Source organism: Cupriavidus sp. FW305-26 (genome assembly GCF_058787975.1).
Genome location: NZ_JBYTAH010000088.1, coordinates 1 through 25,415 on the forward strand (window position 1 = coordinate 1; position 25,415 = coordinate 25,415).

Annotated in this window: 22 protein-coding genes and 1 tRNA gene; 16 read left to right on the forward strand and 7 right to left on the reverse strand. The window is 68.2% G+C overall.

Annotated features, from left to right (window positions below):
* From AC3WQZ_RS31420 to AC3WQZ_RS31435, 4 genes are all read left to right on the forward strand, one after another.
* Window positions 1–1,510, forward strand: a 1,510-nt coding sequence (locus AC3WQZ_RS31420) for a sensor histidine kinase (RefSeq protein WP_492301891.1), incomplete at its 5' end; no start/stop codon positions are given.
* Window positions 1,507–1,842: a DUF4212 domain-containing protein gene (locus AC3WQZ_RS31425; protein ID WP_010812225.1), complete on the forward strand. Its 336-nt coding sequence runs from the start codon at window positions 1,507–1,509 to the stop codon at window positions 1,840–1,842. The genes AC3WQZ_RS31420 and AC3WQZ_RS31425, both read left to right, overlap by 4 nt.
* 243 nt (window positions 1,843–2,085) lie before the next feature.
* On the forward strand, window positions 2,086–3,783 hold the full coding sequence (locus AC3WQZ_RS31430; RefSeq protein ID WP_010812226.1) for an MFS transporter: 1,698 nt from the start codon (window positions 2,086–2,088) through the stop codon (window positions 3,781–3,783).
* A 133-nt stretch (window positions 3,784–3,916) separates the two neighbouring features.
* Window positions 3,917–3,993: transfer RNA gene (locus AC3WQZ_RS31435), tRNA-Met, on the forward strand.
* A 108-nt stretch (window positions 3,994–4,101) separates the two neighbouring features.
* Here the strand turns inward: AC3WQZ_RS31435 and AC3WQZ_RS31440 are convergent.
* The 5 genes from AC3WQZ_RS31440 to AC3WQZ_RS31460 form a co-directional block, all read right to left on the reverse strand.
* Window positions 4,102–4,689 carry a YcbK family protein gene (locus tag AC3WQZ_RS31440; protein ID WP_010812227.1) on the reverse strand — a complete coding sequence of 196 codons (588 nt, stop codon included), beginning with the start codon at window positions 4,687–4,689 and terminating at the stop codon, window positions 4,102–4,104.
* Between the two features lie 30 nt (window positions 4,690–4,719).
* On the reverse strand, window positions 4,720–6,312 hold the full coding sequence (locus AC3WQZ_RS31445) for a L,D-transpeptidase family protein (protein WP_062804664.1): 1,593 nt from the start codon (window positions 6,310–6,312) through the stop codon (window positions 4,720–4,722).
* An 84-nt stretch (window positions 6,313–6,396) separates the two neighbouring features.
* Window positions 6,397–7,023, reverse strand: a complete 627-nt coding sequence (locus tag AC3WQZ_RS31450; RefSeq protein WP_010812229.1) for a LuxR C-terminal-related transcriptional regulator — start codon at window positions 7,021–7,023, stop codon at window positions 6,397–6,399.
* A gap of 161 nt (window positions 7,024–7,184) precedes the next feature.
* Entirely contained in the window at window positions 7,185–7,562 is a 378-nt protein-coding gene (locus AC3WQZ_RS31455; RefSeq protein ID WP_011614564.1) for a carboxymuconolactone decarboxylase family protein, read from the reverse strand.
* Window positions 7,559–8,626, reverse strand: a complete 1,068-nt coding sequence (locus AC3WQZ_RS31460) for a CaiB/BaiF CoA transferase family protein (protein ID WP_058698371.1) — start codon at window positions 8,624–8,626, stop codon at window positions 7,559–7,561. Before AC3WQZ_RS31460 ends, AC3WQZ_RS31455 begins: the two co-directional genes overlap by 4 nt.
* 351 nt (window positions 8,627–8,977) lie before the next feature.
* On the opposite strand from AC3WQZ_RS31460, the gene AC3WQZ_RS31465 reads away from it, so the two are divergent.
* Entirely contained in the window at window positions 8,978–9,418 is a 441-nt protein-coding gene (locus tag AC3WQZ_RS31465; protein ID WP_492301892.1) for a universal stress protein, read from the forward strand.
* Between the two features lie 47 nt (window positions 9,419–9,465).
* Here the strand turns inward: AC3WQZ_RS31465 and AC3WQZ_RS31470 are convergent, their stop codons facing one another.
* Both AC3WQZ_RS31470 and AC3WQZ_RS31475 read right to left on the reverse strand, forming a co-directional pair.
* Entirely contained in the window at window positions 9,466–10,512 is a 1,047-nt protein-coding gene (locus tag AC3WQZ_RS31470; protein ID WP_010812233.1) for a serine/threonine protein kinase, read from the reverse strand.
* A gap of 18 nt (window positions 10,513–10,530) precedes the next feature.
* The gene (locus AC3WQZ_RS31475) at window positions 10,531–12,093 is read right to left on the reverse strand and encodes a DEAD/DEAH box helicase (RefSeq protein ID WP_011614561.1); all 1,563 of its coding nucleotides are present in this window, start codon (window positions 12,091–12,093) and stop codon (window positions 10,531–10,533) included.
* A gap of 299 nt (window positions 12,094–12,392) precedes the next feature.
* Between AC3WQZ_RS31475 and AC3WQZ_RS31480 the strand changes: the two genes are divergently transcribed.
* The 11 genes from AC3WQZ_RS31480 (at window position 12,393) to gmhB (ending at window position 25,387) form a co-directional block, all read left to right on the forward strand.
* Entirely contained in the window at window positions 12,393–14,078 is a 1,686-nt protein-coding gene (locus AC3WQZ_RS31480) for a ClcB-like voltage-gated chloride channel protein (RefSeq protein WP_439668542.1), read from the forward strand.
* A 113-nt stretch (window positions 14,079–14,191) separates the two neighbouring features.
* Window positions 14,192–14,593: a hypothetical protein gene (locus AC3WQZ_RS31485; RefSeq protein ID WP_010813860.1), complete on the forward strand. Its 402-nt coding sequence runs from the start codon at window positions 14,192–14,194 to the stop codon at window positions 14,591–14,593.
* Between the two features lie 89 nt (window positions 14,594–14,682).
* Entirely contained in the window at window positions 14,683–16,035 is a 1,353-nt protein-coding gene (gene miaB / locus AC3WQZ_RS31490) for a tRNA (N6-isopentenyl adenosine(37)-C2)-methylthiotransferase MiaB (protein ID WP_010813861.1), read from the forward strand.
* Window positions 16,036–16,068: 33 nt separating this feature from the next.
* Complete coding sequence (locus AC3WQZ_RS31495) at window positions 16,069–17,067, forward strand: PhoH family protein (protein ID WP_010813862.1); 999 nt, start codon at window positions 16,069–16,071, stop codon at window positions 17,065–17,067.
* Window positions 17,068–17,814 (forward strand): rRNA maturation RNase YbeY, encoded by a 747-nt coding sequence (gene ybeY, locus AC3WQZ_RS31500; RefSeq protein WP_010813863.1) that lies wholly within the window; start codon window positions 17,068–17,070, stop codon window positions 17,812–17,814.
* Window positions 17,815–17,958: 144 nt separating this feature from the next.
* Window positions 17,959–18,846, forward strand: a complete 888-nt coding sequence (locus tag AC3WQZ_RS31505; RefSeq protein WP_010813864.1) for a CorC family transporter — start codon at window positions 17,959–17,961, stop codon at window positions 18,844–18,846.
* Window positions 18,843–20,453 carry an apolipoprotein N-acyltransferase gene (gene lnt / locus AC3WQZ_RS31510; protein WP_010813865.1) on the forward strand — a complete coding sequence of 537 codons (1,611 nt, stop codon included), beginning with the start codon at window positions 18,843–18,845 and terminating at the stop codon, window positions 20,451–20,453. The genes AC3WQZ_RS31505 and lnt overlap by 4 nt, the downstream gene beginning before the upstream one ends.
* A 591-nt stretch (window positions 20,454–21,044) precedes the next feature.
* Window positions 21,045–21,992: a glycine--tRNA ligase subunit alpha gene (gene glyQ, locus AC3WQZ_RS31515; protein ID WP_010813866.1), complete on the forward strand. Its 948-nt coding sequence runs from the start codon at window positions 21,045–21,047 to the stop codon at window positions 21,990–21,992.
* Window positions 21,989–22,618 (forward strand): hypothetical protein, encoded by a 630-nt coding sequence (locus tag AC3WQZ_RS31520; RefSeq protein WP_010813867.1) that lies wholly within the window; start codon window positions 21,989–21,991, stop codon window positions 22,616–22,618. The genes glyQ and AC3WQZ_RS31520 overlap by 4 nt, the downstream gene beginning before the upstream one ends.
* A gap of 36 nt (window positions 22,619–22,654) precedes the next feature.
* A complete protein-coding gene (glyS, locus tag AC3WQZ_RS31525) occupies window positions 22,655–24,778 on the forward strand; it encodes a glycine--tRNA ligase subunit beta (RefSeq protein ID WP_492301893.1) in 2,124 nt (707 codons plus the stop codon).
* Between the two features lie 21 nt (window positions 24,779–24,799).
* The gene (gene gmhB, locus AC3WQZ_RS31530; protein WP_010813869.1) at window positions 24,800–25,387 is read left to right on the forward strand and encodes a D-glycero-beta-D-manno-heptose 1,7-bisphosphate 7-phosphatase; all 588 of its coding nucleotides are present in this window, start codon (window positions 24,800–24,802) and stop codon (window positions 25,385–25,387) included.
* The last annotated feature ends 28 nt before the right edge of the window (window positions 25,388–25,415 follow it).

Sequence of the window (25,415 nt, forward strand, 5' to 3'; positions counted from 1 at the left end):
CCCCCCTCCTTCCGCCGCCCCGGCCCCGGACACTACCGACCAGGACCTGGCCGACGCGTTGCCGCACCTGGAGGAAAGCGCGGCAAATTCCGCGCCGCGCTCATTGTTCGGTGAGATCCTCGACTGGATGCTGGCGCCGCTGCTGCTGCTCTGGCCGATGAGCATCGCGGTGACCTACCTGGTGGCCAAGTCGATCGCCAACGGGCCCTTCGACCGCGCGCTGGAAGCCAGCGCCATCGTGCTGTCGCAGCAGGTGCGCGAGGTCAACGGGCGCATCACGCTGCAGCTGCCGCTGTCGGCGCGCGAGATCCTGCGCGCCCACGAGACCGACAACATCTACTACCAGGTGGTCGGCAAGCGCGGCGAATACATCGCCGGCGACCACGACCTGCCGCTGCCGTCCGAGGAGGACCAGGGCCACGCGGGGCTGGTGTCCCTGCGCGATGACCGCGTGGCCGGCAACGACGTGCGCGTGGCCTACACCTATATCGACCTGAAGCAGGTCAGCGGCACCCAGCCGGTGCTGGTGCAGGTGGCCGAGACGCTGGACAAGCGCGCGCGCCTGGCCAACGAGATCATCAAGGGCGTGATCCTGCCGCAGTTCGTGATCCTGCCGCTGGCGGTGGTGCTGGTGTGGTTCGGGCTGTCGCGCGGGCTGGCGCCGCTGACCGCGATCCAGCAGCGCATCCGCGCGCGCAACCCCGGCGATACCAGCCCGATCGACGAACGCGCCGCGCCGCAGGAAATCACGCCGCTGGTGGGTTCGTTCAACGACCTGCTGGCGCGCCTGGACCAGTCGGTGCAGACCCAGAAGCGCTTTATCGCCGATGCCGCGCACCAGATGAAGACGCCGCTGGCGGGCCTGCGCATGCAGGCCGAGCTGGCGCAGCGCGAGCAGTCGCCGGAAGAGCTGCGGCGCTCGCTGGCGCAGATCGCCGGCAGCTCTGAGCGCACCGCGCACCTGGTCACGCAGCTGCTGTCGCTGGCGCGCATGGAAAACCTGGCGGGCACCGGCGGCATGGCCGCGCTGGACCTGGCGGCGCTCGCGCGCGAGGTGGTCAAGGACTGGCTGCCGCAGGCTTGGGCGCGCGACATCGACCTGGGCCTGGATGCCGACGAACATCCGGTGATGGTGCAAGGCAACCGCCTGATGCTGACCGAGATGCTGAACAACCTGCTCGACAACGCCATCCGCTACACGCCGCGCGGCGGGCACGCCACGGTGCGCGTCAGCGCCGATACCTTCGAGCCATTCGCCTACCTGGATGTGGAAGACACCGGCCCGGGCATTGCGCCGGCCGAGCGCGAGCGCGTGATGGAGCGCTTCTACCGCGTGCTCGGCACCAATACCGAAGGCAGCGGCCTGGGCCTGGCCATCGTGCGCGAGATCGTGCAGCAGCACGGCGGCGACGTCCAGATTTCCGACCACGTCTACCAACAATCGCCACGGCTGGCCGGCGCGCATTTCCGCGTGACGCTGCGCCGGCCCGACTACCTGCCGCCCGCATGAACGACAGCCCCGCCCCCGATAGTGCCGAAGCCCGCCAGCGCCAGGCCTGGCGGCGCAACCTGCGCTGGATCTGCGGCCTGCTCGCGATCTGGTTCACCGTCACCTTCGTGGTGGCATGGTTTGCGCGCGACCTGCGCTTCGACTTCTTTGGCTGGCCGTTCTCGTTCTGGGTCGGCGCGCAAGGCGCGCTGGTGGTCTACGTGCTGATGGCCGCGCTCTACGCCTGGCGCATGAACCGCGCCGACGGCGAAGCGGACGCCGATAGCCTGGCCGCGCCCGCCCCTGCGCCTTCGCAGGGCGCCTCGCGCGGAACAGGCACTGATGCTGCATAGCCGCACCCCTGCAAAGCGCGCCATTCCGCCACACAAGTGAATTGCGCCCCGCAGCGCAGCAGCCAAACTCGCGCCCACGGCTAGCGTATACCCCGATATTCTTTGACGATTCCGTGCCCCGTTCTGTCAGAACGCAGTAAGTTTCGCCACCCACAATCCTCTGCAACTCAGGCATAGCGGCCAGCCGCGCGGTCTTTCCCGCGCCACGCCCACCCGAGATCCATTCCAGACGGAGGAGACAATATGGCAAACGTGCAAAACGTTGCGGTGCCCGCAGGGGGCGCGCAGAACGCACCGATGACAGCCGAAGAGCGCAAGGTGATCTTTGCCTCATCGCTGGGCACGGTGTTCGAGTGGTACGACTTTTATCTCTACGGCTCGCTGGCGGCAATCATTGCCAAGCAGTTCTTCGCCGGACTGGATCCCACCTCGGCCTTCATCTTCGCGCTGCTCGCATTCGCCGCCGGCTTTATCGTGCGGCCGTTCGGCGCGCTGGTGTTCGGCCGCCTGGGCGACATGATCGGGCGCAAGTACACCTTCCTGGTGACGATCCTGCTCATGGGCCTGTCGACCTTCATCGTCGGCCTGCTGCCGGGCTATGCCACCATCGGCTGGGCCGCGCCGATCATCCTGATCGCACTGCGCATGCTGCAAGGCCTGGCGCTCGGCGGCGAGTACGGCGGTGCCGCCACCTACGTGGCCGAGCACGCACCGCACGGCAAGCGCGGCGCCTATACCTCGTGGATCCAGACCACGGCCACGCTGGGCCTGTTCCTGTCGCTGATCGTGATCCTGCTGTGCCGCGAAATGACCGGGCCCAACTTCGAGACCTGGGGCTGGCGCATCCCGTTCCTGGTGTCGATCCTGCTGCTGGGCGTGTCGGTATATATCCGCCTGTCGATGAATGAATCGCCGGCGTTCCAGCGCATGAAGGCAGAGGGCAAGACCTCCAAGGCCCCGCTGACCGAGTCCTTCGGCCAGTGGCGCAACCTGAAGATCGTGATCCTGGCCCTGCTCGGCCTGACCGCCGGCCAGGCCGTGGTCTGGTACACCGGCCAGTTCTATGCGCTGTTCTTCCTGACCCAGGTGCTCAAGGTCGATGCCAAGACGGCCAACCTGCTGATCGCCGGCGCACTGGTGCTCGGCACGCCGTTCTTCATCTTCTTCGGCTCGCTGTCGGACAAGATCGGCCGCAAGTGGATCATCATGGCGGGCTGCGCGCTGGCCGTGCTGACCTACTTCCCGCTGTTCAAGGCCATGACCCACTACGCCAACCCGGCTCTGGAGCGCGCCCAGAAGAGCGCCCAGATCGTGGTCACCGCCGACCCGAAGCAGTGCTCGTTCCAGGGCAGCCCGATCGCCCGCGAGATCGACTTCCGCAGCTCCTGCGACATTGCCAAGCGCACGCTGGCCCAGGCATCGGCCAGCTATGAAGTGGTCGAGGCCCCGGCCGGCACCGTGGCCACGGTCAAGATCGGCGACAAGGAGATCAAGGCCTTCGACGCGCAGCTGGTGAACGGCCACAGCTTCGACGAGCCCAGCAAGAAGCAGATCGCGGCGTTCAAGAAGGAGGTTGGTGAATCGATGGCCTCCGCCGGCTACCCGACCAAGGCCGACCCGGCACAGATGAACACGATCATGGTGCTGGTGATCCTGGTCATCCTGGTGATCTACGTCACCATGGTGTACGGCCCGATCGCCGCCATGCTGGTGGAGCTGTTCCCGACCCGCATCCGCTACACCTCGATGTCGCTGCCCTACCATATCGGCAACGGCTGGTTCGGCGGCCTGCTGCCCACCATCTCGTTTGCGCTGGTGGCCCAGAACGGCAACATCTACTACGGTCTCTGGTACCCGATCATCATCGCAGCCATCACCTTCGTGATCGGCGCGCTGTTCATCCGCGAGACCAAGGACGTGAACATCTACGCCAACGACTGAGCAGTCGTCCGGCACTAACGGAAACGGCAGGCCATCCGGCCTGCCGTTTTTTTATGCATGGGCCCTTCGTGCAAAATCTTCACACGAAGGTGTTGACAGCATCGAAAGCCCAGGTATAATCTCAGTCTTCGTTGGCGAATTAGCTCAGTCGGTTAGAGCGACGGAATCATAATCCGCAGGTCCGGGGTTCGAGTCCCTGATTCGCCACCATCTATTTAAAAAGCCGCGATCCCGCATGGGTTCGCGGCTTTTTTCTTTGGGTCGTTACCAGGGCGCGCAAACGAGAGCCGCCCATCATGGGGCGGCCACAGACGACGCTTACCAGTAACGCACGCGCCCGGTATCGATGTGCACGAACTGGTCAGACTCATAGAAGCCGACGCCCCCGCCCTGCAATGACTTGGCCGCGTCGCGCACGTCCGCCAGCGGCACGCCGGCCAGGCGGATGTCGATGGCCTTGCCGTCCATGTGCAGGCTGTGCCTGGCCACGCCGCCGCCGCGCGTGTTGCGCAGGCGCGAATTGGTGGTCGGACTGCGGTAGCCGGAAATGACCTGGAACGGCTGGTCGGTGCCAAGCTCGCGGCGGACCTGGAACAGCAGGTCGAACAGTTGCGGGTCGATCATGCCGACCTTGCCGGAATAGTGGTCGCGCAGAAAGCCGTTGAGCGTAGTCAGCGCGTCGGGCACGAAGCGGTCGCCAACGGCATAGACCAACGACACGCGTTCGCCGGTGTGGGTGTGGTCGAACGCCAGCGTGCGGGCGTCCGGCAGGCCAGCCAGGGCCCGGTTTGCAGGCAGGCCTGCCAGCGCCTGGCGCGGCGCCAGCGGCATCAGGCCGGCGGCAAGGGCCAGGCCTCCGGCGGTATGAAGAAAGCGGCGGCGTGCCTGGCGCGTCGCATCAGTCATGGTACTTCCTCTGAATGTGCCAGTGGCGCCTCAGCGGGTGGTGCCAGAGGCGCTTGCAATAGCTGGTTGCTGGGGCCGTCCGTTGCGTTGCCGCAGTGCCTTCTCCAGCAATTTGTCGTGACCGTAAATGTCAGGCAAGAAGGATACACGACCATCGGCGCGCGCAATGACCGTGCCGTAGGCCAGCACCACCGGCAAGGGCTGCTGCAGGCGCACCGTATTGGACTTGCCACGCGTCATCGCTTCGCGGATCCGGGTCTCGTTCCAGTCCGGCATATCGTGCAACACGAACTGGGCCAATGCTACTGGGGCTTCCACGCGGATGCAGCCATGACTGAAGTCGCGCCGGCCGCGCTTGAACAACTGCGGCGAGGGCGTGTGGTGCAGGTAGATGTTCTCGTTGTTGGGAAACACGAACTTGATATCGCCCAGCGCGTTCAGCGGGCCCGGCCGCTGGCGGATGCGCATGCGGCCGTTCAGCACTGCCTCGAGATTTTCCTCGGACAGCGTGGTCACGGCCTTGCCGTCGCCGGTGACGAACTCCAGGCCCTGCCGGTTGAAATAGGCCGGATCGCGGCGCAGGTGCGGCACGGTCTCGCGGCGCGCGATCGAGGGCGGGATGTTCCAGTACGGGCTGAACTCGATGTAGCGCATATCCTCCTCGAACAACGGCGTGCGCGTATCCAGTGCCTTGCCCACGATCACCTTCATCTCGAGCTTGATGTCGAGCTTGCCGTCGCGGATCTCATAGGCGCGCAGCATGAATTCCGGCACATTGACCACGATCATGCGCGGACCGTCCAGCGGCGTCCAGCGCAGCCGCTCCATGGTCAGTTCGATTTGCCGCACACGGCTGGCGATGGGCAGGTTGAGTTGTGCCAGCGTGGCCGCGCCGATCACGCCGTCGGCCTCCAGGCCGTGGCGCGACTGGAACGCCTTGACGCCGTCGACCAGGGTCCCTTCGTAGCGGGCCGGCACCTGGGTGCCGGCGGGCAGGTCGCCCAGCGCAACCAGGCGTGCAGCCAGCGCCGCGGCACCGGCCCAGGGCTGGCCCGGCGTCAGCTTGCTCGCCGGCAAGGGTGGCAGCGGCTGCCCCCAGGCCGGCTGCTTCGCGATCTCGCGGTACCGCGCCAGGGCCTCCCGCAGCGTGCCATAGAGCGGGAAGGTGGGCGCTGCCTGGCGGATGGCATCGGGCAGCCGTTGCTGCCTGACGGCATCGCGCAGCCAGATGGCGGCATCGAAGGGCCGTTCCGCCTGGGGGGCAAAGTTGGCATGGACCGCGCGCGGGTTGACGCGCCCGCCGTGCAGGTCTGCCAGCATCCGCTCCATCGCGGCGCTCAGCGCCGCATCCACGCGTGCGGCAGCGTCCGGCGGCAATGCTGGCCCGCTGGCGGCCTGGGCCACGGCCTGGCGCAAGGCGTCGGCATCGTAGTCGCGCGGGTCGAGGCCGTCGGCCGCGGCCGCGGCCAGCGCATCGACGGCTTGGCGGGCCGCCGGCACCGGTCGGCCCTGCGCAAACCACATCGGTTCGTTGGCGAAGGCAGGCGTGGCCTGGCATGCGGCGGCACAGGCAAGCACGACAGCGCCCAGGCGGCGTGCGGCGGCATTCAGGGTCGGTGGCATCGGGCGAAAAGTTCGGATTCGTCACACACGCCAACAGTCTACCCGCGATGGCGGCATGGTGCCGCAAGCCGCCCGGGGTGCGCGTTACCACACCAGCTGATGCCGGCGCGCGTAGTCCACCATTTCGACCAGGGAGCCGACATTGAGCTTGGCCATGATGTTGGCCTTGTGCGTGCTGACCGTCTTGCTGCTGATCAGCAGTTGCGCCGCGATCGACTTGTTGGAATGGCCGCGCGCCAGGTATTGCAGGATGGTGATCTCGCGGTTGCTCAGCCGCGCAAAGCCGGATTCCCGCTGCTCGCCGATCTGGCGCACGGTTTCCAGCGTATGCATGGGAAAGACCAGGTAGCCGCTCAGCACACCGCGTACGGCCTGCATCACCTCGGCCAGCCCACGCTGCTTGACCACGAAGCCATGGGCGCCGGCGCGCAGCGCCCGCACCGAGGCCAGGGTGGCGTCGCTATCGGACAGTACCAGCAAGGGCACGGTGGGCTGCGTCGCCGAGACGCACCGGACAAAGTCGATGCCGGGATTGCCGAAGCACTCGATATCGACCAGCACCAGCCCCGGCCGTTGCTCGCGGACCAGCCGGAATGCTTCCTGCATGCCGTCCATTTCCAGTACTTCACCGGCGCCCAACTCAGCGCGGATTTCAGCGGACAGCGTGGTGCGGAACCGGGAGGGTTCGTCGACGATCAGCGCGAGATGCAATTTGAGGCTCCTTAACGACTTGCATGGCTTGGCCTGGTGCCAAGGTTAAGGGGCCGGAGAGATCCTGATGCGCCGAATCCTCGCCGCGCAGATGCGGCAAAATCTGCATCAGAGTCAGACTCTTCTGCATCGCTGTTTTCGTATCGATGCCGCGGTCGGCGTTACCCGTTGGCAGCGTCGAGGACTTCAGTCAGCTTGCGGCTGGCATCCAGCGCCGCGGGGAATCCGCAGTAGATCGCGCTGTGCACCATCAGTTCGCGCAGTTCCTGCGGCGTAACGCCATTGGCGAGCGCGCCGCGCAGATGCCCGGCCAGCTCCTGCGGCCGGTTCAGCGCAATCAGCATCGACACCAGGCTGCGCTGCTTGCGGTCCAGGCCGTCGCGAGTCCAGACCGTGCCCCAGGCGAACTCCGTCACCAGTTGCTGCAGGCTGGGTTCGGCCATGGCATGGGTCTCCGGTCTGGGTGGATGCCGCATGGTAGCCGAACCGATCAAGCCGATTCGAGAGGCCGCGGCATCGGTGCCGCGGCCCCAGGTCATTCCGTGCCCGCGGGCAGGAAGCGCGGCGCCGGCGCCGAACGCGGCACCTCGCGCTCGCCCTGCCGGTACAGCCGATACGTGCCGCGTGCCTGGTTGTGCGGATGGCGCGCGGCCTCGTCCAGGGTCAGCACGCGCGCAAAGCACACGTCGGTGCCGCCCAGCAACGCCTCCCACTGAGTGCTTGACTTGCCTGCGATGCAAGCGGCAATGCGGGCCTTCACCGCGGGCCACTGGGCACGGTCATACTGCGTGGCGGGGTCGATGTCGGTCAGCTCGAGCCGCTCGAGCAGCTCGCGGTAGAACTGCGGCTCGAGCGCGCCCAGCGTGATGGCGCGGCCGTCGGCGCAAGGGAAAACGTCATAGAACGGCGAATCGTGGAAGGGGCTCGGTTGCGGGCCGCCGAGCGTGCCGGCTGCGCGCGACACCTGCACCAGCGAGCCCAGCATGGCGACGATATCGGTGATGGCCGCATCCACCACGCAGCCCTCGCCGCTTGCGCGCGCGCTCAGGATGGCGCTGGTGATGCCGAATGCCAGGCCAAGCGCGCCGGTGGCATCGCCCATCACGGTCGGCGGCACCATCGGCAGTGAGCCTGCGCGCGCAGCCATCGACAAGAGGCCGGTCAGCGCGATGTAGTTGAGGTCGTGGCCGGCGCTTTGCGACAGCGGGCCGGTCTGGCCCCAACCGGTCATGCGCCCGTAGACCAGGCGCGGATTGCGTGCATGGCACGCCTTCGGGCCCAGGCCGAGGCGCTCCATCGCGCCCGGGCGCAGCCCTTCGATCAGCGCGTCGGCGCCGGCCACCAGGTCCAGTGCGGCGGCCACGTCGTCCGCAGACTTCAGGTTCAGTTGCACCACGCGCTTGCCGTGCTCCAGCTCCATCTCAGGCGGCACGGGCTGGCCGCGCAGGATGCGGCGGGCATCCGGCGCGACCGGCCGGGTCACCAGCGTGACCTCGGCGCCCAGGCCAGCCAGCATCGCACCGCACAACGGGCCGGGGCCGATGCCTTCGAATTCCACCACCTTGATACCGCGCAGGGGCAGCAGGTTGCCACGCTCACTCATGATCGTCGTCTCCGGAATCGCCGCCCGCCCGGGCCATGGCCGGGGGACAGCTTGCATTGAATTGGTATGGGATGGGCCGTGCCTGCGGCAGCGCGGACGTGCCAATGCCTGCCGCGGGGCTCGGGAGCATGCTACGCGCCACGGCGTTGACGGGGCAATGGCCAAATGCTTCAGCCGGCTTGACGGAATCCGTCAGCCGGCCGGCTATCGCACGGCGAAATCGGATAAATCCGATCCGACTTGATCTAAATCGGGTCCTGGCAGGACACTAGGTGCCATGATGGTTCCAGATGGCGGTGCCGCCTCATGGCGCACCGCCTGCCGACAGCCCCCATCCAGGAGATTTCCAACATGACCAATATCGTGCTCGCCACCGACGGTTCGGCCTTCAGCGACGCCGCGGCCCGTTTTATCGCCGAAGGCAAGCTGCTGCAGAGCGGCTTCACCGTGCATGTCGTGCATGTGGCGCCGGAAGTAAGCGGCCAGGTGCGCGCCTTTGTCAGCAAGGAGACCATCGATGACTGGCACAAGGAGGCCAGCGAGCAGGCCATGGCGACGGTCTGCGAGATCCTGTCCGCAGCCAAGGTGCCGTTCGAGCGGCACCCGCTGCACGGCTTCGCGCCGGAGCGCATCGTCGCCTGTGCGCGCTCGGTCGACGCCGCGGCCATCGTGATGGGTACGCATGGCCGCGGTTCGTTCTTCGATGCGGTGATCGGTTCAGTCGCAGGCCGCGTGCTGGCGCAGGCCGAGTGCCCGGTGCTGCTGGTCAAGGCGCCGGAAAAGAAAGGTTGAGCAAAGTAGTGGAAAACCGGCGCCCTGGCGGCGCCGACCGGTAGACCTCAGGCGCCCCACAGGGGCGCTTCGTCCATCAGCGCCACCTGTTCGCGCAGTTCCAGGATGCGATCCTGCCAGTAGCGCGCCGTGCCGAACCAAGGGAACGCGGCCGGAAAGGCCGGGTCGGCCCAGCGGCTGGCGAGCCAGGCGCTGTAGTGCAGCAGCCGCAGCGTGCGCAGCGCTTCCACCAGCCACAGTTCGCGCGGCTGGAATTCGGCGAAGTCCTCATAGCCGGCAACGATGTCGGCCAGCTGGTCCTGCATGGCCGCGCGGTCGCCCTCGAGCAGCATCCAGATGTCCTGGATCGCCGGCGCCATTCGGCTGTCATCGAAGTCAACGAAATGCGGGCCCGTTGCGCCATGGGTGCCGCCGCGCGCGTCGTCCTCGCCGATCCACAGCACATTGCCGCGATGGCAGTCGCCGTGGGTGCGCAGCAGGCGCACCTCGCCGGCGCGCTCATAGCAGCGGCGCACGCCGTCCAGCGCCAGGTCGGCCACCGATTGCCATGCGGGCAGCAGGTCGGCGGGAATGCAGCCGCTGGCGAGCAGCCAGTCGCGTGGGGCAACGCCGAAGGTTTCAAGATTTAGCGCCGGGCGCGCCTGGTAGGGCTGCGTCGCCCCCAGCGCGTGGATGCGGCCGATGAAGCGGCCGAGCCAGGTCAGCGTGTCGGAACGGTCCAGCGCCGGCTCGCGGCCGCCGCAGCGGGGGAATACCGCGAAACGGAAGCCGGCGTGATGCAGCAGCGTGCCAGCCGCGCCCGGTGCCAGCACCATGGCCGGCACGGCCGGGATCTCGGCATCGGCCAGTTGCTGCACGAAGGCGTGTTCTTCCAGGATGGCCGCATCGGTCCAGCGGCCCGGACGGTAGAACTTGGCGATGACCGGCGCGGCATCTTCGATGCCCAGCTGCCAGACGCGGTTCTCATAGCTGTTGAGCGCCAGCAGGCGCCCGTCGGGGCGCAGGCCGGCGCCTTCCAGCGCGTCCAGCATCAGCTCCGGCGTCAGGCCGGCGTAGGGAACGCCGGGGTCGGCCGGGGTGTCGGACGCGTGCATGGTGTCAGCCTGTCCCGCTCAGCGCGCCGGCTTGCGGTTGCCGCCGAGCAGCGCGGCCTGCGGCGCCGGACGGCGATTGCGCGCCGGTGCCGGGGCCGCGTCGTGCGGCTGGCGCGCGGGTTGCGCCGCGGCCCGTTGCTGGCGCGCCGGCTCCTGGCCGTCGCGGCGCGGTGCGGGATTGCGCGCGCCGCCGGCGGGCTGGCCGCCACGGTTGCCGTTGGCTGCACCGTTGCCGCGCTGGCCGCCCTGGGCTTGCCGCGGCGCAGCCTGCGCTTCGCGCGCCGGGCGCTGGCGCTGGGCGCCCTCACCTTCGTTGCCGGCCGGACGCGCCTGGGCGCGTCCGCGGCCCTGGCCTTGTCCTTGCCCCTGGCCACCACCGCCACGCTGTTGGCGGCCCTTCTGGATCGGCTCGGGTGCGATGCTCGGGTCGACCTCGAAGCCCGGCAGCACAGTCTGCTCGAGCTTGCGCTTGATCAGGCGTTCGATATCGCGCAGCAGCGCAATCTCGTCCACGCAGACCAGCGAGATCGCTTCGCCCTCGGCGCCGGCGCGGCCAGTGCGGCCGATGCGGTGCACATAGTCCTCGGGCACGTTGGGCAGGTCGAAATTGACCACGTGCGGCAGCTGGTCGATATCGATGCCGCGCGCGGCGATATCGGTTGCCACCAGCAGCCGCAGCGTGCCGGACTTGAATTCCGACAGCGCGCGCGTGCGCGCCGACTGGCTCTTGTTGCCATGGATCGCCAGTGCCGACAGGCCGTCCTTGGTCAGCTGCTCGGCCAGGCGGTTGGCGCCGTGCTTGGTGCGGGTGAACACCAGCACCTGGTGCCAGTCATGCTGACGCACCAGGTGGGCCAGCAGTTCACGCTTGCGCTCGCGGTCCACCGGGTAGACGCGCTGGTCCACGGTCTCGGCCGTGGTATTGCGCCGCGCCACCTCGATCGAGGCCGGGTTGTTCAGCAGGCGGTCTGCCAGCGCGCGGATGTCGTCGGAGAACGTCGCCGAGAACAGCAGGTTCTGGCGCTTGGCCGGCAGCACGTTGAGGATCTTGCGGATATCGTGGATGAAGCCCATGTCGAGCATGCGGTCGGCTTCGTCCAGCACCAGCAGTTCCACCTGCGACAGGTCGATGGTGCGCTGGGACACGTGGTCCAGCAGGCGGCCGGGCGTGGCCACGACGATCTCGACGCCGCGCTTGAGCTGCTCGATCTGCGGATTGATGCCGACGCCGCCGAACATCACCATCGAGCGCAGGCGCAGGTACTTGCCGTAGTTGCGCACGCTCTCCTCGACCTGGGCGGCCAGTTCGCGCGTGGGCGTCAGCACCAGTGCGCGCACCGGCAGGCGGGCCGGACGCTGCGCGCCATTGGCGCCGCGCGCCGCGGAGTCGGACAGCAGCTGCAGCATCGGCAGCGTAAAGCCGGCGGTCTTGCCGGTGCCGGTCTGCGCGCCGGCGAGCAGGTCGCCGCCCTTGAGGATGGCGGGGATCGCCTGGGCCTGGATGGGAGTCGGCGTGGTGTAACCCTGTTCGGCCACGGCACGCACAATCTTGTCGGACAAGCCGAGTTCAGAAAAAGACATGAATTGCTGCTTGGGCCATCGCTGCGCACGCGGTGCGCCAAACGCCGGATGGCTCCTGGTAATCGGATCGGAATCGGAACGCGAACGCCGGGAAGCCGGCATGGCAGGGCACCGGCCCGCCCGCGAAGGAAAGAGCGGTAGTGTACCAGTCCGGGACCAGCGGGTTCTGCACCGCGCGCGGCCCCGCATGCGCGCCGGCGCACATCGGGTCTGCGCGGGTGGCGCTGCGCTATCATGACAGCCTCTGCCCGCCCCTCTCCGGCTCCGCACCCGCTCCACATGTGCCCCGGAAAGCCGCCATGCGCTTGCGTTTCCTCGAAGACCAGGAAGTCACCCTGTTCGCGGCCATCCCGGTCGGGATCGTCGCGGCCATTGCCACCACGCTGTTCAAGGAGGCGCTGGATGGCGCGGGCGTGGTCCTGTTTTCCAGCCATGCCGACGTGGTCGCCGTATTCGCCACGCTGGCGCTGGCGTGGCGTGTGGTGGTGCCGGCCGTGGGCGGCGCGCTGGCGGGCAGCCTGCTGGTGCTGGCCAATCGCCTGGCCGGCAGCCACGGCGGCGCCACCGACTACATGGAAGCGGTGGCCAACGGCAGCGGCCGCCTGCCGGTGCGGATCACCTTGCTGCGCGCGCTCTCGTCGTTTTTCTCGATCGTCAGCGGCAGCTCGGTCGGCAAGGAAGGCGCGATGATCCAGCTGGCGGCGCTGTGCGGCTCGCTGTTCCCGTCGACCCGGCTGGAACGCGGCGGCGGCTCGAACATGCGCCGCATGCTGACCGCCTGCGGGGCCGCGGCGGGCCTTGCCACCGTTTATCACACCCCCTTCTCCGCTGCCGTCTTCGTTGCCGAAGTGGTGTTCGGGGCGCTCGCGGTGCAGCGCCTGATGCCGCTCTTCCTGGCTTCGGTGGCCGGTGCCATGGTCAGCCAGTGGCACGGCGGCCTGCAGCCGCTCTACCCGGGCCTGGATATCGCCCCCGACCTGCGCCCGCACATCCTGCTGGCCGCGGCCGCGCTGGGCGTGGCCGCCGGCATTGCGGGCGCGCTGTTCATGCGTGCGGCGGGCTTTGCGCGCAGCCGCTTTGCAGCGATGCCTGGCGGCCCGGTGGCCCGGCTGACGCTGGGCGGGGCGCTGGTCGGCGTGCTCGCGATGGCGGTGCCCGAGGTGGTTGGCAACGGCTATTCCACCATCCAGACCATCCTGCAGGAGCAGCCGCTGAGCGTGCCGGTGGCCGGCGTGCTGCTGGCCAAGCTGGTGGCTACGGTGATCAGCATGGGCTCGGGGGCGGTCGGCGGCGTGTTCACGCCGTCGCTGTTCGTGGGGGCGGCGCTCGGGCAGTTGCTGGCCATCGGCATGCAGGGCACGGCGGCCGCTGCGGCGCCGCTGCTGCCGCTGGTGGGCATGAGCGCGTTCCTGGCGGCCACCAGCCAGGCGCCGCTGATGTCGGTGTTGATGGTGTTCGAGATGACGCTGGCGCCCGCGCTGCTGCTGCCGTCGATGATCGGCGCAGTGGCGGCGTACTACACCGCGTCACGCTGCCAGACGCTGTCGCTGTACAGCGTGATCGCCGAGCGCGCGCAGGCCTCGGCCGCGGCCGAACACGCCCGCACGCTGACGCTGGCGGGCCTGTGCGACCCGACCGATACCGTGCTCGACCCCAACGCCACCCTGTCGGCCGCAGCCGACAAGTTTGCCGAGACCGGCACGCGCTACCTCTATCTGGTCGAAGCGGATGGCCGCCTGCTGGGCGCGCTGTCAATCCATGCGCTGCAGCGCGCCCAGCGCGAGGGCGCCGCGGACGACGTGCTGGCGCTGGCCGAGCGCGACTTCCCCGCGCTGACGCCGGATTCGCGCCTGCGCGACGCCCTGGCGGTGTTTGCCGAGCACGGCATCAACCGCATCCCGCTGGTGCGCGACAGCGCCGGCCGCGAACTGATGGGCACGGTGTCCAAGCAGCGTGTGCTGCAAGAGGCATCCTGCCTGTTCTGAGCCCCGCCGCATCGCCGACCCGGCCAGGCCGCCAGCGGGGTAAAATGCCGGGTTGCGCCCGCCTTTGGGCCATTCCCCCGAACGCGTCGTCCCATTTGTCGGAGTTCTCCCCCATGCCAGCAGGTCGTGATGCGCGCCGCGAGGCGCCGGAGTCTGTCCAACCCGGGCGCGCCCGCAGGCTGTTGCCAGCGCTGGCCTGCGCCGCCGCCCTGCTGCTCGGTGCGGCAAGCGCGATGGCCCAGCCGGTGCGGGCGATCCCGGACGATGCGCAGGCGGCCAGGCTCGTTATCGCCACGCCGTCTGCCGGTGCCCCGCAGACGGCCACGCTCGACGGCAAGACCGTCGGCGTGGCGCCGGGCCTGCGCCTGTTCGGCTCCGACAACCAGTTGCTGGCCAGTGCCGCGGTGGCGGGCCAGAAGCTGCCGGTGCGGTACAAGCTGGACCTGTACGGCCAGTTGCTGACCGCCTGGGTGCTGAGCGAGCCGGAACAGAAGGCGCTGAAGAAGAAATCGTAGTCCCCCGGAAGTGCGACCGGCGTGCCCCACGCGCCGGCCGTGTTGTTGCAACACCCTGATGCCCCCAGGTCAACCACTGAGATCGGCATATGAAGAAAGTTTTCGTCAAGACGTACGGCTGCCAGATGAACGAGTACGACTCGGACAAGATGGTCGACGTCCTCAACGCCAGCCAGGGGCTGGAACCCACCGACAACGTCGAAGACGCCGATGTGATCCTGTTCAACACCTGCTCGGTGCGCGAGAAGGCGCAGGAGAAGGTGTTCTCGGAACTGGGCCGGATGAAGGCGCTCAAGGCCGTCAAACCCGACCTGGTGATCGGCGTGGGCGGCTGCGTGGCCAGCCAGGAAGGCGCCAGCATCGTCTCGCGCGCACCCTATGTCGACGTGGTGTTCGGCCCGCAGACGCTGCACCGCCTGCCCGACCTGATCGCGCGCCGCCAGCGCACCGGCCAGTCGCAGGTGGATATCTCCTTCCCCGAGATCGAGAAGTTCGATCACCTGCCGCCGGCACGCGTCGAAGGCCCGAGCGCCTTTGTCTCGATCATGGAAGGCTGCTCCAAGTACTGCAGCTACTGCGTGGTGCCCTATACCCGCGGCGAGGAAGTGTCGCGCCCGTTCGAGGACGTGCTGGCCGAAGTCGCCGGCCTGGCCGAACAGGGCGTGCGTGAAGTCACGCTGCTGGGCCAGAACGTCAACGCCTACCGCGGCAAGATGGGCGACACCACCGAGATCGCCGACTTTGCGCTGCTGATCGAGTACGTGGCCGAGATCCCCGGCATCGAGCGCATCCGCTACACCACCAGCCACCCGAAGGAATTCACCTCGCGCCTGGTCGAGCTGTACGGCCGCTGCGACAAGCTGGTCAACCACCTGCACCTGCCGGTGCAGCATGCGTCCGACCGCATCCTGATGGCGATGAAGCGCGGCTACAGCGTGCTGGAGTACAAGAGCATCATCCGCAAGCTGCGCGTGCTGCGCCCGGATATGTCGATGTCTTCGGACTTTATCGTCGGCTTCCCCGGCGAGACCGATGCCGACTTCGAGAAGCTGATGGCGATGATCGAAGAGATCGGCTACGACACCTCGTTCTCGTTCATCTTCAGCCCCCGCCCGGGCACGCCCGCTGCCAACCTGCACGACGACACCCCGCACGAGGTCAAGCTGCGCCGGCTGCAGCGCCTGCAGGCCACCATCGAGGAAAACGTGCAGCGCATCAGCCAGAACATGGTCGGCACGGTGCAGCGCATCCTGGTGGAAGGCCCCGCGCGCAAGGATCCGACCGAGCTGCACGGGCGCACCGAGAACAACCGCGTGGTCAACTTTGCGCTGCCGGGCGTGCCGCAGGCAGGCCGCGACCGGCTGGTCGGCCAGCTGGTCGATGTCAGCATCACGCAGGCCTTCCCGCACTCGCTGCGCGGCGAGATCGTGGTTCGGCAGTAACCAGGCACCATCCAGCGAGGCCATCGCCTACCGATGAAAATCCCTTCCGCAGAATTCGTCGCCCCCAAGGACGACAACACCCGGCTGCAGAACCTGTGCGGGCCGCTCGACGAGAACCTGCGCCAGATCGAGCAGGCGCTGGACGTGAACATCCAGCGCCGTGGCCACCGCATGACGGTGCGCGGCGGCAACGCGCAGGATGCGGCAACGGCGCTGGAGCGCTTCTACAACCAGGCGCGCACGCCGCTGTCGATCGACGACGTGCAGCTGGGCCTGGTGGAAACGCGCCAGCTGTCCGCGCATGGCAGCTACCTGCCCGGCAACGGCGACAATGTCGAAGAGCGCGAGATCGGCGACGAATCGCCGGTGCTGCACACGCGCCGCACCGGCCTGCAGGGCCGCACCGTGGCGCAGCGCGACTACCTGCGCAATATCCTGTCGCACGACCTGACGCTGGGTGTCGGCCCGGCCGGCACCGGCAAGACCTACCTGGCAGTGGCGTGCGCGGTCGATGCGCTGGAGCGCGACGCGGTCAAGCGCATCGTGCTGACGCGCCCGGCGGTGGAAGCCGGCGAGCGCCTGGGCTTCCTGCCTGGCGACCTGGCGCAGAAGGTCGACCCCTACCTGCGCCCGCTGTATGACGCGCTGTACGACCTGCTTGGCTTCGACCGCACGCAGAAGATGTTCGAGCGCCAGATGATCGAGATCGCGCCGCTGGCCTATATGCGCGGGCGCACGCTGAACCATGCCTTCATCATCCTGGACGAGGCGCAGAACACCACGCCCGAGCAGATGAAGATGTTCCTCACGCGCATCGGCTTCGGCTCCAAGGCGGTGATCACCGGCGACACCACCCAGATCGACCTGCCCAGGGGGCAGAAGAGCGGCCTGGTGGAGGCGCTGCACGTGCTGCGCGACGTGCGCGGCATTGCCTGCACCCGCTTTACCAGCATCGACGTGGTGCGCCATCCGCTGGTGGCCCGCATCGTCGATGCCTATGACGAATACCACGCCCAGCACAAGGACGCTTAATTGAAATCCCAGAAATCCAAGTCTTCCGCCGTGAGCCTGACCCTGTTCGACGGCGACGGCCGCGCGCGCAAGAGCGCCGCGCACGCGCTGCGCGTGCAGTTGCCCGACGGCCGCAGCCTGACGCTGGACCTGTCGCAGGCCGCCGACGGCGTGGTCGCGCTGCTGGCCGAGCACACCGACACCAACCAGCAGGCTGGCCTGCTGGTGCGCCCGGACAACCATGACTCGCTGTCGGTGGCCGTGACCGCCACGCCGGTGGTCACCACCACCGGCACGCCGGCCACCCCGCCCGGACTCGAACTCGAGATCCAGAACGGCGACGGCGTCGGCAAGCGCGCCGGCCTGCCGCCGCGCCGCAAGATCGAGACCTGGGTCAAGTCGGCGCTGTATGCCGACGCCGCGCTGACCATCCGCTTCGTCGATGAGGAAGAGGGCCGCACGTTGAACCGCACCTATCGCGGCAAGGATTACGCCACCAATGTGCTGACCTTTGCCTATGCGGAGAACGAGGAAGACCCGGTCACGGGCGATATCGTGCTTTGCTGCCCGGTGGTGGAAACCGAAGCGCGCGAGCAGCGCAAGCCGCTGGAAGCGCACTATGCGCACCTGATCGTGCACGGCGTGCTGCATGCGCAAGGCTACGAGCACGAGGAAGACGCCGAGGCCGAGGAAATGGAGGCGATCGAGACCGAAACGCTGCAGGCGCTCGGTTACGCCGACCCTTACCAGGGCGATCGCACCGCGTGATCCCCGCGTAATTCCTTTCTCACGGGCGGCGCCGACCGGGCGCCGCCTGCTGCACATATTGTCGCAGGCCACCGCCCGCCGTCACGGGACGGCCAGGCTTTTAGTGTATCCTTCAGACGATCTCCACCACGCGCTCGCCGCGAAATGAACGACCCTTATCCCAGTTCGAAGCCCGCTTACCTGAAGCAGGCCGATCGGCCCAGATCGCTTCTCGAACGCCTGTCAGACCTGATTTCCCCCGAGCCGGACACCCGCGCGGAATTGCTCGAAGTGCTCCAGGAAGCGCATGAGCGCAACCTGATCGACGCCGACTCGCTGTCGATGATCGAGGGCGTGTTCCAGGTCTCCGAACTGACCGCGAGCGACATCATGGTGCCGCGCGCGCAGATGGATATGGTCAATATCGCGGATGCCCCGGAGGCGTTCATCCCCTTCATGCAGCAGACCGCGCACTCGCGCTTCCCGGTCTATGAAGGCAGCCGTGACAACATCATCGGCATCCTGCTGGCCAAGGACCTGCTGCGCTACTACACCGACCCCGCCTTCGACCTGCGCGAGACCCTGCGCCCGGCGGTGTTCATCCCCGAGTCCAAGCGCCTGAACATCCTGCTGCGCGACTTCCGCATCAACCGCAACCATATCGCCATGGTCGTCGACGAGTATGGCGGCGTGGCAGGCCTGGTGACGATCGAGGACGTGCTGGAGCAGATCGTCGGCGACATCGAGGATGAGTTCGACCTGGACGAAGACCAGGACAATATCCTGCCGATGCCCGACGGCAGCTGGCGCGTGCACGGCCTGACCGAGATCGCCCAGTTCAACGACGCCTTCGGCACCGCCTTCTCCGACCACGATGTCGATACCGTGGGCGGGCTGCTGTCCAACCACGTGGGCCACGTGCCCCACCGCGGCGAGGTCATCACCCTGCCGCCGATCCGCTTCGAAGTGCTGCGCGCCGACGCGCGCCAGGTGCACCTGCTGCAGGTGCACCGGGAATCCAACGGCGACAACGCGGGCGCGGCCGGCGCATGAAGCGTTCCGCCCCGATCCTCAACGGCGCCGCCGCTGCCGACGCCGCCCCGGCGGGCGTGCCTGGCACGCGCGCGCATTCGCGCACGGCGACCATGGCGCGGCTGCTGCTGGCCGGCGTGCTCGGCATCGCCCATACGCAAGCCTTTGCCCCCCATGACTGGTGGTGGCTGCAGATCCTGTCGCTGGCCGGCCTGGCCGCGCTGATGGCCGACGCGCCGCGCGCGCGCCTGGCCGCCGCCACTGGCTATGCCTTCGGGCTGGGCTGGTTCCTGTCCGGCATCTGGTGGCTCTATATCAGCATGCACGTCTACGGCGAGATGCCGGCGTGGATGGCCGCGCTCGCGGTGGTGCTGTTCTCGGGCTTCCTGTCGCTCTACCCGGCACTGGCCGGCGCGCTGTGGCATCGGCTGACGGCGCGCCTGCCCCGGGCCACGCTGCTGGCGCCGCTGGCCTTCGGCGCTGCCTGGGGACTCACCGAATGGCTGCGCGGCGTGGTGTTTACCGGCTTCCCGTGGCTGTCGGGCGGATATGCCCATGCCGATGGCCCGCTGGCCGGCTTCGCGCCGCTGCTTGGCGTGTACGGCATCGGCGCGCTGGCAGCCGCGGTGGCGGCACTGCTGGCGGCTGCAGTACGCGGGCTGGGTCGCGGCGAGCGCGGCCGGGCGCTGGGCGCCCTGGCACTGGCACTGGCCCTGCCCGCCGCGGGCGCCGCGCTGGCGCCGCTGGCCTGGACCACGCCCGCCGGCAAGCCGCTGTCGGTGCGGCTGCTGCAAGGCAACGTGGCCCAGGACATCAAGTTCGAGCCCGCCGGCATCCAGCGCTCGATCGAGCTGTACCGCGACATGATCACCGCCGCGCCGGCCGACCTCGTGGTCACGCCGGAAACCGCGTTCCCGGTCATCCTGCAGGAGCTGCCGGTCGACGTGGCCGTGGCGGTGCGCGACTACGCGCTGGCCAGCGGCACCACGGTGCTGTTCGGCGCCGCCGGCGCCGACTCGCCGGTGGACTTCACCAACAGCGTCTTCGGCCTGGGCCCCGAGACCGAACGCCTGTACCGCTACAACAAGCACCACCTGGTGCCGTTCGGCGAATTCATCCCGCTGGGGTTCCGCTGGTTCGTCGACATGATGAAGATGCCGCTGGGCGACTTCCGCCGCGGCGGGCTCGATCAGGCCTCGCTGCCGGTGCGCGGCGTGCGCGTGGCGCCCAATATCTGCTACGAGGATCTGTTCGGCGAGGAGATCGCGCAGACGCTGCGCCAGCAGCCGGCGCCGGCCAATGTCCTGGCCAACCTGACCAACCTGGCATGGTTCGGCGACACCATCGCGCTGGACCAGCACCTGCAGATCTCGCGCATGCGCGCACTGGAAACGCGCCGGCCGATGCTGCGCTCGACCAATACCGGCATGACCGCGGTGGTGCGTCCGGACGGCTCGGTGCAGCAACGCCTGCCGACCTTCACGGTCGGCACGCTGGCGGCCGAGGTGCAGGGCATGCAGGGGCTGACGCCCTATATCCGCTGGGGGAACGCGCCGGTGCTGGCGCTGTTTGCACTGGTGCTGGGGCTTGCTGCCTGGCGTGTGCGCAAGCTGCGCGGTGCAGGCTGAAGGCACAGGCTGGCGCAGGCACCGGACCCGGCGGGATCGCCGCCACCGTCCGGCGCTGGATTGCGGTGCCGGTGGTGGCGCCTCAGGTGGGCGCCAGCCGGTTCAGTTCAGCAGCCCGGTCGCCACGGACACGGTGGCCGCGGCGATCATGACCGCGATTGCGACCAGGTAAGGTTTGCGAGAAAGAAGTGCCATGATGCCAAGTCCCCATCAATAATCAGTTACCGACAAACGGCTACTGCGGTGCCAGCCAGCAGCCGCCGTGCCCGCCATGCCGGCACGGACTGTCAATCGCAACGCTCTGAAACGGGTTGCTTACTCATACTGTATACAAAAACGTTATCGGCCAGCAGCGGCCAAACCTGAAATCCGCCTCGGTATTTTCCCGATGCGTTGCGTAGGACCGACATTGGCGGACATCCTCCACCATCGGTGCGTGACCTAGCCGGCCCCGCCAAACGGGGCGCCTCGCCAAAAAGCCGATAGAATTCAGGGTTTGGCAAAATCCGCATGCGCCGGCTCCGGCACGCGCCGCGCGGCCTGCATGCCGGGCGCCGCGACCGCGCCCGGGTGCCTCTACCTAGTCTTCATATGCTGACCTTCCAACAAATGATTCTGACCCTGCAGGCCTATTGGGACCGGCAGGGCTGCGCGCTGTTGCAACCCATCGATCTGGAGGTCGGCGCCGGCACATCCCACGTACACACCTTCCTGCGCGCGCTCGGCCCCGAGCCGTGGCGTGCCGCCTACGTGCAGCCGTCGCGCCGCCCCAAGGACGGCCGCTATGGCGAGAACCCCAACCGCCTGCAGCACTACTACCAGTACCAGGTGGTGCTCAAGCCCGCGCCGGAGAACATCCTGGAGCTGTACCTGGGCTCGCTCGAGGCGCTCGGCCTGGACCTGAAGCAGAACGACATCCGCTTCGTCGAGGACGACTGGGAGAACCCCACGCTGGGCGCCTGGGGCCTAGGCTGGGAAGTCTGGCTCAACGGCATGGAAGTGACGCAGTTCACCTACTTCCAGCAGGTGGGCGGGATCGACTGCAAGCCCATCACCGGCGAGATCACCTACGGCATCGAACGCCTGGCGATGTACCTGCAGAAGGTCGAGAACGTCTATGACCTGATCTGGACCGAGTGGGTCGAGAACGGCGAGACGCGCCGCCTGACCTATGGCGACGTGTACCACCAGAACGAAGTCGAGCAGTCGACCTACAACTTCGAGCACAGCAACACCGAGATCCTGTTCCGCCATTTCGCCGAGCACGAAGGCGAAGCCAAGCGGCTGATGGGCAACGGCGATGGCGCCGAGGAAGGCCAGGCCGCCGGCACGCGCCTGGCGCTGCCCGCCTACGAGCAGGTGCTCAAGGCCGCCCACACCTTCAACCTGCTGGACGCGCGCGGCGCGATCTCGGTGACCGAGCGCGCGGCGTATATCGGCCGCATCCGCAACCTGTCGCGCCAGGTGGCGCAGGCCTACTACGACTCGCGCGAGGCCCTCGGCTTCCCGATGTGCGGCAACGGCGGAGCCCGGGCATGACGCAACTGGCGCGCAGCGCGCTGTGCTGCGCCATGGCGATCGCCGCGCTCGCCGCCGCCGGCAATGCCATCGGCGCGCGCGCGCAGGCGGCACCCAGCGCGCAGGTGCTGATGCTGCCGGCCGAACTGAGCAATGTGTGCGAGGCCGATCCGCAGGCGCTGCAGCTGGCCATGGCGCGCCAATGGCGCCCGTCGCTGAACGCGCTCGACCAGTGGGCGCAGCTGGTGCGCTCGTTCTCGTGCGACCTGTCCGGCCAGCGCGACCTGGGGTGGCACCGCGTGCCGCTGCGCGCCTATGAAAGCGCGATCCGCTACCCGCTGACGTGGGTGGAGATGGAGACCCGCAACGGCCGCACCCGCCGCACGGTCAAGACTTACTATTCGGCGGCGCAGCTGCCGCCGAAGATCGATTTCTGGGTGGGCGGGCGCATCGACGAGATCCGCTACGACAAGCGCCTGCGCCGCATCGACGCACGCTTCCCGGCTGCAGGCAGCCGCGGCGGCAGCAACGGCGCGGCCAGCGCCGCGGCGGCCGCGCAATGCGCCTACACCACGCTGCAATTCCGGCAACAGAACGGCCTGTGGCTGCTGTCCGGAGTGGAACCTAATCTTTCGCCGCGCTGCTGACAAGCGGCGCGCGCTACAACCTGTTGGATACGATTCATGTCGCAACCCATGACCGACTCGCTGCTGATCGAACTGTTCACCGAAGAGCTGCCACCCAAGGCGCTGGCGCGCCTGGGCGACGCCTTCGCGCAGGGCCTGTTCGCCGGCCTGGGCGAGCGCGACCTGCTTGAGCCGGGCGCCACCGTGACGCCGTTCGCCACCCCGCGCCGCCTGGCCGCGCTGGTGTCGGGCGTGCGCCGCAGCGCGCCGGACCGCGAGCAGCGCGAGAAGGTCCTGCCGCTGTCGGTGGCGCTGGACGCCAACGGCGAGCCCACCGCGCCGCTGGCCAAGAAGCTGGCTGCGCTGGCCAAGTCGGTCGGCGTTGCCGAGATCGACTGGCAGTCGCTGGAGCGCGCCTCCGACGGCAAGGCCGAGGCCTTCTTCTACCGCTATACCGCGCGCGGCGCCGAACTGGCTGCCGCGGTGCAGGCAGCGCTGGAAGACACCATTGCGAAGCTGCCGATCCCCAAGGTCATGAGCTACCAGCGCCCGGACGGCAGCACCGTGCATTTCGTGCGCCCGGCGCACAGCCTGATCGCACTGTTCGGCGCCGAGATCCTGCCGGTGACGCTGCTGGGGCTGCAGGCCAGCAACCTGACCCAGGGCCACCGCTTCCTGTCGCATGGCGTGATCGAGATCGCGCATGCCAATGATTATGCGCAGCGGCTGGAATCCGCCGGCCACGTGGTCGCCAGCTACGCCGAGCGCCGCGAGCGCATGCGCGCCGAGCTGCTCAAGGAAGCCGGCGCCGACCAGGTGATCATGCCCGAGTCGCTGCTCGATGAAGTCAATTCGCTGGTGGAATGGCCGGTGGTCTATGCCTGCCATTTCGAGGAAGCCTTCCTGGCGGTGCCGCAGGAATGCCTGATCCTGACCATGCAGACCAACCAGAAGTACTTTGCGCTGACCGATGCCGACGGCCACCTGCGCAACCGCTTCCTGATCGTGTCGAACCTGGCCACCGAGACGCCGCAGTCGATCATCACCGGCAACGAGCGCGTGGTGCGCCCGCGCCTGGCCGATGCCAAGTTCTTCTTCGACCAGGACCGCAAGAAGACGCTGGCGTCGCGCGTGCCGCAGCTGGCCAGCGTGGTCTACCACAACAAGATCGGCACCCAGCTGGACCGCGTGCAGCGCCTGCAGCAGATCGCCGGCCATATCGCTGACGCCCTCAACGGCAGCGGCGTGCCGACCGACAAGGCCGCCGCGATGCGCGGCGCCGAACTGGCCAAGGCCGACCTGCTGACCGACATGGTCGGCGAGTTCCCCGAGCTGCAGGGCACCATGGGCACGTACTATGCCCGCCACGACGACGAAGCCGAAGACGTGGCACTGGCCTGCTCCGAACACTACCGTCCGCGCTTTGCCGGCGATGCGCTGCCCGCAGGCGCGGTCAGCACCGCCGTGGCGCTGGCCGACAAGCTCGAGACCCTGGTCGGGATCTGGGGCATCGGCCTGCAGCCCACCGGCGAGAAGGATCCGTTCGCACTGCGCCGCCATGCGCTGGGCATCCTGCGCATGCTGATCGAAAAGCCGCTGGCGTTGTCGCTGTCGTCGCTGCTGGCGCTGACGCAGCAGGCCTTTGCCGGCATCGCTGCAGTCAAGCCGGCACCCGACGCAATCGCCGACTTCCTGTACGACCGCGTGCGCGGCTACCTGAAGGACAAGGGCTACACCACCAACGAAGTCGAGGCCGTGGTCAGCCTGCGCCCGGACCAGCTGCACGACATCCTGGGCCGCATGGAAGCCGTGCGCACCTTTGCCGCGCTGCCCGAGGCCGAGGCCCTGGCCGCCGCCAACAAGCGCATCACCAACATCCTGCGCAAGAACACCGAGCCAGTCGGCGCGGTCGATCCGGCGCTGTTCCGGGAAGAGGCCGAAGGCGCGCTGCACGCCGCCATCGAGCGCGTGCGCCCGGCCGTGGAAGCCGCCTTCGCCAGCGGCGATTTCACCGCCGCGCTGCGCGACCTGGCCCAGCTGCGCGATGCCGTCGACCGCTTCTTCAATGATGTGATGGTGATGGCCGAGGATGCGCAGCTGCGCGCCAACCGCCTGGCGCTGCTGGCTTCGCTGCACGCGATGGCCAACCGCGTGGCCGACATCTCCAAGCTGGCCGCCTGATCTCAGCCACCGGAGCCGCACATGCCGCAGACGCCGCCCAAGTTTGTCATCCTGGACCGCGACGGGGTGGTCAACCTCGACAGCGACCAGTTCATCAAGACGCCCGATGAATGGGTGCCGATCGACGGCAGCCTGGAGGCCATCGCCGCGCTGAACCAGGCCGGCTACCGCGTGGTCCTCGCCAGCAACCAGTCCGGCATCGGCCGCGGGCTGTTCGAGATGAGCGCGCTCAACGCCATGCACGAGAAGATGCACACGTTGCTCGCGCGCCTGGGCGGGCGCGTCGACGCGGTGTTCTTCTGCCCCCATACCGCCGCGGACGGCTGCGACTGCCGCAAGCCCAAGCCCGGCATGCTGGAGCAGATCAGCGAGCGCTTCGGCATCGAGCTCCGCGGCGTGCCCATCGTTGGCGATTCGCTGCGCGACCTGGAAGCCGGCGTGGCGGTCGGTTGCGCGCCGCACCTGGTACGCAGCGGCAAGGGCCAGAAGACCCTCGACCAGGGCGCCCTGCCGCCGGGCACGCAAGTGCACGACGACCTGCTCGCGTTTGCGCGCTGGCTGACCGGCAACGGCGGCGCACAGCGCCCACCCACTCATAGCGCCGGCTGACCGCCCGCATCCATTCCCTATTCGCACC

Excerpts from the sequence above, each read along its gene's own strand:
- AC3WQZ_RS31425 (WP_010812225.1), top strand. The coding sequence starts at position 1,507 with ATGAACGACAGCCCCGCCCCCGATAGTGCCGAAGCCCGCCAGCGCCAG.
- AC3WQZ_RS31430 (WP_010812226.1), top strand. The coding sequence starts at position 2,086 with ATGGCAAACGTGCAAAACGTTGCGGTGCCCGCAGGGGGCGCGCAGAAC.
- AC3WQZ_RS31440 (WP_010812227.1), bottom strand. The coding sequence starts at position 4,689 with ATGACTGATGCGACGCGCCAGGCACGCCGCCGCTTTCTTCATACCGCC.
- AC3WQZ_RS31445 (WP_062804664.1), bottom strand. The coding sequence starts at position 6,312 with ATGCCACCGACCCTGAATGCCGCCGCACGCCGCCTGGGCGCTGTCGTG.
- AC3WQZ_RS31455 (WP_011614564.1), bottom strand. The coding sequence starts at position 7,562 with ATGACCTGGGGCCGCGGCACCGATGCCGCGGCCTCTCGAATCGGCTTG.
- AC3WQZ_RS31460 (WP_058698371.1), bottom strand. The coding sequence starts at position 8,626 with ATGAGTGAGCGTGGCAACCTGCTGCCCCTGCGCGGTATCAAGGTGGTG.
- AC3WQZ_RS31465 (WP_492301892.1), top strand. The coding sequence starts at position 8,978 with ATGACCAATATCGTGCTCGCCACCGACGGTTCGGCCTTCAGCGACGCC.
- AC3WQZ_RS31470 (WP_010812233.1), bottom strand. The coding sequence starts at position 10,512 with ATGCACGCGTCCGACACCCCGGCCGACCCCGGCGTTCCCTACGCCGGC.
- AC3WQZ_RS31475 (WP_011614561.1), bottom strand. The coding sequence starts at position 12,093 with ATGTCTTTTTCTGAACTCGGCTTGTCCGACAAGATTGTGCGTGCCGTG.
- AC3WQZ_RS31480 (WP_439668542.1), top strand. The coding sequence starts at position 12,393 with ATGCGCTTGCGTTTCCTCGAAGACCAGGAAGTCACCCTGTTCGCGGCC.
- AC3WQZ_RS31485 (WP_010813860.1), top strand. The coding sequence starts at position 14,192 with ATGCCAGCAGGTCGTGATGCGCGCCGCGAGGCGCCGGAGTCTGTCCAA.
- miaB (WP_010813861.1), top strand. The coding sequence starts at position 14,683 with ATGAAGAAAGTTTTCGTCAAGACGTACGGCTGCCAGATGAACGAGTAC.
- AC3WQZ_RS31495 (WP_010813862.1), top strand. The coding sequence starts at position 16,069 with ATGAAAATCCCTTCCGCAGAATTCGTCGCCCCCAAGGACGACAACACC.
- AC3WQZ_RS31505 (WP_010813864.1), top strand. The coding sequence starts at position 17,959 with ATGAACGACCCTTATCCCAGTTCGAAGCCCGCTTACCTGAAGCAGGCC.
- lnt (WP_010813865.1), top strand. The coding sequence starts at position 18,843 with ATGAAGCGTTCCGCCCCGATCCTCAACGGCGCCGCCGCTGCCGACGCC.
- glyQ (WP_010813866.1), top strand. The coding sequence starts at position 21,045 with ATGCTGACCTTCCAACAAATGATTCTGACCCTGCAGGCCTATTGGGAC.
- AC3WQZ_RS31520 (WP_010813867.1), top strand. The coding sequence starts at position 21,989 with ATGACGCAACTGGCGCGCAGCGCGCTGTGCTGCGCCATGGCGATCGCC.
- glyS (WP_492301893.1), top strand. The coding sequence starts at position 22,655 with ATGTCGCAACCCATGACCGACTCGCTGCTGATCGAACTGTTCACCGAA.
- gmhB (WP_010813869.1), top strand. The coding sequence starts at position 24,800 with ATGCCGCAGACGCCGCCCAAGTTTGTCATCCTGGACCGCGACGGGGTG.